We start from the raw sequence: 8,025 nt of genomic DNA on the forward strand, positions 1-8,025 counted from the left end.
CCATATACAAGCTCATTGGTGATAATGAGTATGGTAACCGTCGCGCTCGGGCACCCGAAGCCCCACCCCCCGGCGTTCCTTCGCCGCTCCCATTGCCGCCATGGCCCGCCCTGTCGCGGCGCACCCCGGCAGGGCGGCCACTCATTCAGGAGGTACGAAATGGAACGATCCCCCCATTCCCTGCGTTCGCGGATTCGCGCAGAGGCAAGCCGGACCTGCGGGGAAGCGGCCTCCCGACGACCTGGCGGAGCCGGCCTATGACGAATCTCTACGAACCCATCGTTGCATTCCAAGGAGAGCTCAAGGCGATACGCCGCGACCTGCATGCCCATCCGGAACTGTGCTTCGAGGAGCATCGCACTTCGGACACCATTGCCCGCCTGCTCGAAAGCTGGGGCATACCCGTCGTGCGGGGCCTGGGCAAGACAGGGCTGGTAGGCGTGCTGGAGGGCAAGGACACGAACGGCCCCGCCATCGGCCTGCGCGCCGACATGGACGCCCTCCCGCTGCAGGAACTCAATAGTTTCGCCCACGCCAGCGTGCACCCGGGCAAGATGCACGCCTGTGGCCACGACGGCCACTGCGCGATGCTGCTGGGCGCGGCCCGCTACCTTGCTGCCCACCGCGATTTTTCGGGCACGGTCTACCTCATCTTCCAGCCCGCCGAAGAAGGCGAAGGCGGCGGCCGGGCCATGATCGAAGACGGCCTGTTCACGCGATTCCCCATGGAGGCCGTGTTCGGGATGCACAACTGGCCGGGCATCCCGGTCGGGCATTTCGCCGTGACGCCCGGCCCCATGATGGCCTCCAGCAACGACTTCCGCATTACGGTCAAGGGCAAGGGCTCGCACGCCGCCCTGCCTCACTTGGGCACCGATCCGGTCATGATCGCCGTCCAGATCGCCCAGGGCCTGCAAACCATCCTGACTCGCAACAAGAAGCCGATCGACACTGCGGTCCTGAGCATCACCCAGATTCATGCGGGCACGACCACCAACATCGTTCCCGACGAGGCCGTGATGGTGGGCACGGTACGCACGTTCACCATCGAGGTGCTCGACTTGATCGAATCGCGCATGCGGGACATCGCCCAAGGCGCGGCCCTTGCCTACGGCGCCCAGGTCGAGGTCGATTTCCAGCGGAAGTACCCGCCGCTGGTCAATCACCCCGGGCCCACGAAGTTCGTGACGGGCGTGCTGCAATCGCTGGTCGGCGCCGAGCGCGTCGACGCGCAGACCGAGCCGACCATGGGTGCCGAAGACTTTGCCTTCATGCTGCAGGAAAAGCCGGGCTGCTACGTATTCATTGGCAACGGCGACGGCGCGCACCGCGAGGCGGGCCACGGCCTCGGCCCGTGCACGCTGCACAACGGCAGCTACGACTTCAACGACGAGCTGCTGCCCTTGGGCGCCAGCTTCTGGGTAAAGCTGGTCAACGACTGGTTCGCGCAGCCTCGATCAGGATGACGCGATAGTCGTTGACGTTGGTGAGCGTGGGGCCGGTCATCACCAAGGTATCGAGCTCGCGGAAGTATCCCCACGCATCGTTGGCGTCGAGCCAGCGCGCTGGCGCGAGCCCGCGAGCCATCGCCTGCCGCAGGCGTTCGCTGTCCCACCATGCGCCCGCGTTGTCCTCGCTGCCGTCTATGCCGTCGGTATCGCAGGCCAACGCGGAGATCCCGTGCTCGTTGCCGAGCTCCGCCGCGAGCGACAACAGGAACTCCGTGCAGCGCCCGCCACGGCCGCTGCCGCGGACGGTCACGGTGCATTCTCCCCCTGACACCAGGGCCACCGGCGCATCGAACGGTTCGCCGTGGCGCCGTATCTGCCGCGCCAGCGCCGCGTAGACTTTCGCGACTTCGCGGGCTTCTCCCGTCACGGTGTCGCCCAGCACCACCGCCTGGATGCCCGCGCGCCGCAGCACGCGCGCGCCCGCCTGCAGGCTTTGCTGGGCGGTGGCGATGACCCGGTTCTCCACGCGCGCAAAGACCGGGTCGTTCTCCTTGGGCGTTTCGGGGTGGCGCCCGGCCGCGCCGCCTTCCAGCCATTCGCGCACCGGTGGCGGCGCCTGCACGCCATGCCGCCGCAAGACATCGAGGGCATCGGCATAGGTACTGGGATCGGGCACCGTGGGCCCGGAGGCAATGGCCGAGGGATCATCGCCCGCCACATCCGATATGATCAACCCCAAGACCCTGGCGCGGGTCGCTGCGGCCAGCCGTCCGCCCTGCAGCTGCGACAAGTGCTTGCGCACCACGTTCATGGACTCGATCGGCGCGCCGCTGCGCAACAGCGCTTGGGTGACCTCCCTCAATGCCGCCATGGGCACCTGCGGCACTGGCAGCGAAAGCAGGCTGGACCCACCGCCCGAGATGAGCGCGATAAGCAAGTCGTCCTCTCCGAGCCCGGAGGCGAGCCGGAGAATGTCGCTCGCTGCCTGTTCGCCCGCCGCGTCGGGAACCGGATGGCCGGCCTCGACGCACGCGATGCGGCCGAGCGGCAAGCCGTGCCCGTAGCGCGTCACGACCAGGCCCGACAACGGCGCCTCGGCGGGCCACGCCGCTTCGACCGCGCGCGCCATGCTCGCCGCTGCCTTCCCGGCGCCGACCACCACGGTGCGTCCGCGTGGCGGCGAAGGAAGGTGAGGTGCGATGATTTGCAAGGGGTCGGCCGCGGCAACCGCTGCCTGGAATGATTCCAATAAAAGCTGATGCATAACGCTCGAGGCGGGTGAGTCGGGTGTCATGCCATTATGGTGGGCGACGGTGGCTTGGCTAGCTGGATGAAATCCCTATTCCCTTCGTCGAAGCCGGGCACACTCCGCGCCCACCCTTCGACACCCCTCAAGCCGCGGGCGCTGCCGGTATCAGCAAGCCGCGCTGCACGGCAGGCCGCGCCAGGAAAGCGTCGAGCACGCGCGTCACATTGGGGAAATCGGCAATTCCCACCAACTCGCCGGCCCCGTAAAAGCCCACAAGCGTACGCACCCACGGGAAGATGGCGATGTCGGCGATGCCGTATTCATCGCCCATTATCCAAGCCTTGTCCTTCAACTGCCCGTCGAGCACGCCCAGCAAGCGGCGCGATTCGGCAACGTAGCGATCGCGCGGCCGCTTGTCTTCGTAATCCTTGCCGGCGAATTTGTAGAAGAAGCCGACCTGACCGAACATCGGCCCGATGCCGCCCATCTGGAACATGACCCACTGCAGGGCCTGGAAGCGGCCGGCGGGGTCCTCGGGAATGAAACGCCCCGTCTTTTGTGCGAGGTAGTACAGAATCGCGCCTGATTCGAACAAAGGCAGCGGCTTGCCGCCGGGGCCGTCGGGATCGATGATGGCCGGGATCTTGTTGTTCGGATTGAGCGACAAGAACTCGGGCGACAGCTGCTCCTGCTTATCGAAGGCGACCCGATGCGGTTCGTAAGGCAGGCCGGTTTCCTCCAGCATGATCGAGGCCTTGACGCCATTGGGCGTCGGCAGCGAATAAAGCTGGATGCGGTCAGGATGCCGGGCCGGCCATTTGCGGGTAATGGGGAAAGCAGAGAGGTCGGTCATGAAACGCCCTTCCTGAAGTCAAAGCCAACACCGTACACTATTTGCCCCGCGACACGCGATATCTCCATACCTGTTCAATATGCGCGGCCCGGTTGCCGCGCGCCTACCCCATGAACCGCACCCAGGAAGAAGCAGCGCCGCGCAAGGACTACCTCAGCGCCCAGGAGGCGGTCGCATTGCTCGGCATCCGCATGCAGACCTTGTATGCCTACGTCAGCAAGGGCTGGATACGCAGCGTCAAGCAGGCCGACACGAGAAAGCGCCTGTACCTGCACGAAGACATCCTGCGCGTCAAGGCGCGGTCCACTGCCCGCTCCGGGCACGGCGTCGTCGCGGCGTCGGCCATGAACTGGGGCGAACCCATCATTCCGACGTCCATCACGGAAATCCGGCCGGACGGCCCGTATTACCGCGGGCATTCGGCGGTGCGGCTCGCGCGCGCCCACGCCAGCTACGAAGCGGTCAGCGAGTTGTTGTGGACGGGCGTCTGGGACGATACCCCGCGAAGCTGGGAAACGGGCATGACGCCTGCACAGCGCGCCATGCTGCTGGACTCGCTCGCGCCGCCGAAGTCCAACAGCGGCCTCCTCGAAATCATGGCGATCGTGACGCTGCGCCTGGGCATGTCGCGCGGTTCAGTGGAAGACCGGGTACGGGGCGGGCACATGCATGAAGCCGCACGACAGCTCATCAAGACCCTGGCGGGTTGCTTCGGGCTGGTCTCGCGCAAGCGCCGCTTCCATCCGATACCCGACGAGGCCTCGATGGCCGAAGGCCTGCTCACCGCGCTCGACATCCCGGCCACTCCCGCCAACCTCGAAGCAATGGAGGCCTTTCTCGTCCTGTTCGCCGACCACGAGCTCTCGCCCAGCACCTTCGCGGCGCGGGTCGCCGCCTCGGGCGGCTCGAGCCTGCATAGCTGCGTCGCCTCGGCCATATGCAGCTCGGCGGGCATCCACCTGGGCCGCATGTACGACCGCATCGAAGATTTCCTCGGCAGCGCGGATACGAGCGCCGGCCTCCTGCAACGGGCGCGCGAACATCACAGCCGCGGATCGAGCATTCCGGGCTTTGGCCACCCGCTCTATCCCAAAGGGGACGAGCGCGCGGCCATGTTGATCGAGCTGGCGCGCAAGCGTCCCCGGCAAAAGGCCGCGCTCGAGCGCATCTACCCTTTCATCGAGTCCGTCGAGCGCGAGTTCGGGCTCCATCCACGCCACGAGCTCGGCGCCATCGTGCTTGCCATCGCCATGGGCGTGCCGCGCCAATCGGTAGGCACGCTATTCACGCTGGCCCGCATGGCCGGCTGGGTAGCGCACGTGCAGGAACAGCGCCTGAGCGGCATGCTGCTGCGGCCGCGGGCCAAGTTCGTCGGTTCGGCCAGCGAACCCTGACCCTCAGGAGGCCGGCCAGAACGCCTGCACCTCGGTCCACAACGCGTCCGGCGCCTCCTCGGCGATGTAATGGCCGCAGTCGAGTGCGCGGCCGTCCACGGCGGACGCCTGTGCGCGCCACAACGCCAGCACGTCGAAATAGCGCCCCACCACGCCGCGGCCGCCCCATAGCACCCGCAGCGGGCATTCGATGCGCCGGCCCGCCTGGCGGTCGGCCTGGTCGTGCTCGAGGTCGATCGCCGCCGCAGCCCGGTAATCCTCGCATATCGCATGCGGCCAATGCGCATGGCGCGCACAGCGTTCATATTCTGCGAGCGCCCGGGGATCGAACGGCTTCAATCCGGCGTGGCGCCCGCCCATGATGGACCGCACGAAAAACGCCGGGTCGGCCTCGATCAGCCGTTCCGGGAACGGTGCCGGCTGAATGAGCCAGAACCAGTGGTAGTAAGCCTGTGCGAACCCGCGCGTCGTGCCTTCGTACATATCCAGCGTGGGCGCGATGTCGAGCAGCATCATGCGCTCGACGCGCCCGGGGTGGTCGAGCGCCAGCCGATGCGCGACGCGCGCCCCGCGGTCGTGCGCCAAGATGCTGAAACGCTCGTATCCGATCGCGCGCATGACCTCCACGGCATCGAGCGCCATGGCGCGCTTGGAGAATGCGACGTGGCCGGCGGGCTCCTCGGCGGGCATGCCGCTGTCCCCGTAGCCGCGCAGGTCGATTGCCACGCAGGTGAAGCGCGCAGTCAACCGCGACCACAGCTTGTGCCACATGGCCTGGGTTTGCGGATGGCCGTGCATGAGCAGCAGCGCCGGACCGGCGCCACCCACCCGCGCGGCAATCTCAACGCCGTTCACATGCAAGCGCTGGAGCCGGGTTTCGAACATCGAGATTTCGGACATGACGCCTCCGACTGAGGGTTACGCGCGCGCCACGATCTCGGCCACGGCCTTGCCCACGTCCGCCGTGACTGCCTTGCCGCCCATGTCGGGCGTGCGCGGGCCTTCGGCCAGCACTGTTTCGATGGCCGAGAGGATGGCATCGTGCGCCTGCTTATAGCCCAGGAACTCCAGCATCAAGGCGCCAGACCAGATTTGCGCGATGGGGTTCGCAATGCCCTTGCCGGCTATGTCGGGCGCAGAGCCGTGGACGGGCTCGAACAGGGACGGGAAGCGGCGATCGGGATTGAGGTTGGCCGACGGCGCAATGCCTATGGTCCCGGTGCAGGCAGGACCGAGGTCGGAGAGGATGTCGCCGAACAGGTTGGAGGCCACGACCACGTCGAACCAGTCCGGATGCAACACGAAGTTGGCCGTGAGAATATCGATGTGGAATTTGTCCACGCGCACGTCGGGATAATTGCCCGCCATGGCCTGGACCCGTTCGTCCCAATACGGCATGGTGATGGCAATGCCATTGGACTTGGTGGCGGAGGTCAGGTGCTTGGCGGGACGCGAAGCGGCGAGCTCGAACGCGAACTTCAAGACGCGATCCACCCCCGTGCGGGTCATGACCGTTTCTTGCAGCACGACTTCGCGCTCGGTGCCCTCGAACATGCGGCCTCCCACGCTGGAATACTCACCTTCGGTGTTCTCGCGCACCACGTAGAAATCGATTTCGCCCGGCTTGCGGTTGGCCAGCGGCGAAGGCACGCCCGGCATCAGGCGCACGGGCCGCAAATTCACGTATTGGTCGAATTCACGCCGGAACTTCAGCAAGGAGCCCCAGAGCGAGACGTGATCGGGCACCGTCGCAGGCCAGCCGACTGCGCCGAAGAAAATCGCGTCGTGCCCGCCGATGCGCTCTTTCCAGTCGGCCGGCAGCATGTCGCCGTGCTTGACGTAGTAGTCGCACGAAGCGAAATCGAATTCATCGAATGTGAGGCCGATGCCGAACCGCGTCGCGGCCGCTTCGAGCACGCGCAGACCCTCGGGAACCACTTCCGTACCGATACCGTCGCCCGGTATCACGGCAATGCGATGGACCATGGATGGATTTTCCTCGTCGTAGTCGGTTCAGCGCCGAGGCGCTGGGTGGATGGGATGGGAAACAGTGTATCGCTTGCTTGCCCTTAATAATTGAACCGGATAAAAACTATTATTGAACTGGATTCAACAATGGACCCCATCTCGGATCTTGGCTTTTTCTCGCTGCTCGTGCGCCAAGGCAGCCTGTCCGCGGCGGCGCGGGAGCTCGGGCTTTCCACGCCGGCCGTCAGCAAGCGACTGCAACGGCTGGAGCGGCGCCTGGGCGTGCGGCTGCTCCACCGCACCACCCGCCGCATCGCGCTCACGGACGAAGGCGAGGTGTACCTGCGCGACGGCACGCGCATCCTGGGCGAAGTCGAAGAGCTCGAACATACGGTCGGACGCAGCCGCGACGAGCCGCGCGGACTGCTGCGCATCAATGCGACGCTCGGGTTCGGACGCCACCACATCGCACCCGCCGTTTCCGACTTCGTCAAGCGCTTTCCTTCAGTCCAGGCACAGCTCCACCTGACCGATCGCCCCGCGAACCTGCTGGATGAGTCCTTCGACGTATACATCCGCATCGGCGACCTGCCCGATGCCCGCCTCATCGCCCGCAAGATCGCGTCGAACCGCAGGCTGCTTTGCGCTTCGCCGATTTATCTCAAGCATCACCCGGCGCCCAAGTCTCCCCGCGACCTGGCGCATCACCCGTGCATCGTCATCCGCGAAAACGATCACCCCTACGGCACCTGGCATTTGCATTCGGGCCACCGCAAGGAAACGGTGAAAGTGCGCGGGCCGCTGAGTGCGAACGACGGCGAGAGCGCACTGCTCTGGGCGCTCGAGGGCCACGGGATCATCATGCGTTCGGAGTGGGAGGTCGGTGCGTACCTGCGGTCGGGCAGGCTGGTGGCGGTGCTGGAGGATTGGCATACGCCGTCGGCGGATATTTTTGCGCTGTACCCGGAGAGGCAGCATTTGTCGGCGAAGACGACGGCGTTCGTGGAGTTCTTGGCCGAGCGATTCGCGCATCGCAGGCGGGAGCGGGACGGGGGACTCTCGTGGTGAGGGGTTCGGCGTCTCTTTGGCGTGCTTGGGACGGGGGTTCGC

The 8,025-nt window shown here is 66.1% G+C and carries 7 protein-coding genes; 3 read left to right on the forward strand and 4 right to left on the reverse strand.

Going from position 1 to position 8,025, the window contains the following annotated elements:
• Positions 1-257: 257 nt before the first annotated feature.
• Positions 258-1,466 (forward strand): M20 aminoacylase family protein, encoded by a 1,209-nt coding sequence (locus tag IRZ12_RS13470; protein WP_296469292.1) that lies wholly within the window; start codon positions 258-260, stop codon positions 1,464-1,466.
• On the opposite strand, the gene IRZ12_RS13475 is transcribed toward IRZ12_RS13470, so the two are convergent.
• Positions 1,432-2,715 (reverse strand): glycerate kinase, encoded by a 1,284-nt coding sequence (locus IRZ12_RS13475; protein WP_296469294.1) that lies wholly within the window; start codon positions 2,713-2,715, stop codon positions 1,432-1,434. The genes IRZ12_RS13470 and IRZ12_RS13475 overlap by 35 nt on opposite strands.
• A gap of 127 nt (positions 2,716-2,842) precedes the next feature.
• Positions 2,843-3,553 carry a glutathione binding-like protein gene (locus tag IRZ12_RS13480; RefSeq protein ID WP_296469296.1) on the reverse strand — a complete coding sequence of 237 codons (711 nt, stop codon included), beginning with the start codon at positions 3,551-3,553 and terminating at the stop codon, positions 2,843-2,845.
• Positions 3,554-3,663: 110 nt separating this feature from the next.
• Here IRZ12_RS13480 and IRZ12_RS13485 point away from each other — a divergent pair, with 110 nt between their 5' ends.
• Positions 3,664-4,947 carry a citrate synthase family protein gene (locus IRZ12_RS13485; RefSeq protein WP_296469298.1) on the forward strand — a complete coding sequence of 428 codons (1,284 nt, stop codon included), beginning with the start codon at positions 3,664-3,666 and terminating at the stop codon, positions 4,945-4,947.
• Between the two features lie 3 nt (positions 4,948-4,950).
• On the opposite strand, the gene IRZ12_RS13490 is transcribed toward IRZ12_RS13485, so the two are convergent.
• Together IRZ12_RS13490 and IRZ12_RS13495 are read right to left on the reverse strand one after the other, a co-directional pair.
• Positions 4,951-5,847 (reverse strand): alpha/beta hydrolase, encoded by an 897-nt coding sequence (locus IRZ12_RS13490; protein WP_296469300.1) that lies wholly within the window; start codon positions 5,845-5,847, stop codon positions 4,951-4,953.
• 18 nt (positions 5,848-5,865) lie between these two features.
• Entirely contained in the window at positions 5,866-6,933 is a 1,068-nt protein-coding gene (locus IRZ12_RS13495) for a tartrate dehydrogenase (protein WP_296469302.1), read from the reverse strand.
• A 129-nt stretch (positions 6,934-7,062) separates the two neighbouring features.
• Between IRZ12_RS13495 and IRZ12_RS13500 the strand changes: the two genes are divergently transcribed.
• Positions 7,063-7,983, forward strand: coding sequence for a LysR family transcriptional regulator (locus tag IRZ12_RS13500; RefSeq protein WP_296469305.1), 921 nt, complete (start codon positions 7,063-7,065; stop codon positions 7,981-7,983).
• Positions 7,984-8,025 lie beyond the last annotated feature (42 nt).

This window comes from Pigmentiphaga sp. (assembly GCF_019689535.1).
Classification (GTDB): domain Bacteria; phylum Pseudomonadota; class Gammaproteobacteria; order Burkholderiales; family Burkholderiaceae_B; genus Pigmentiphaga.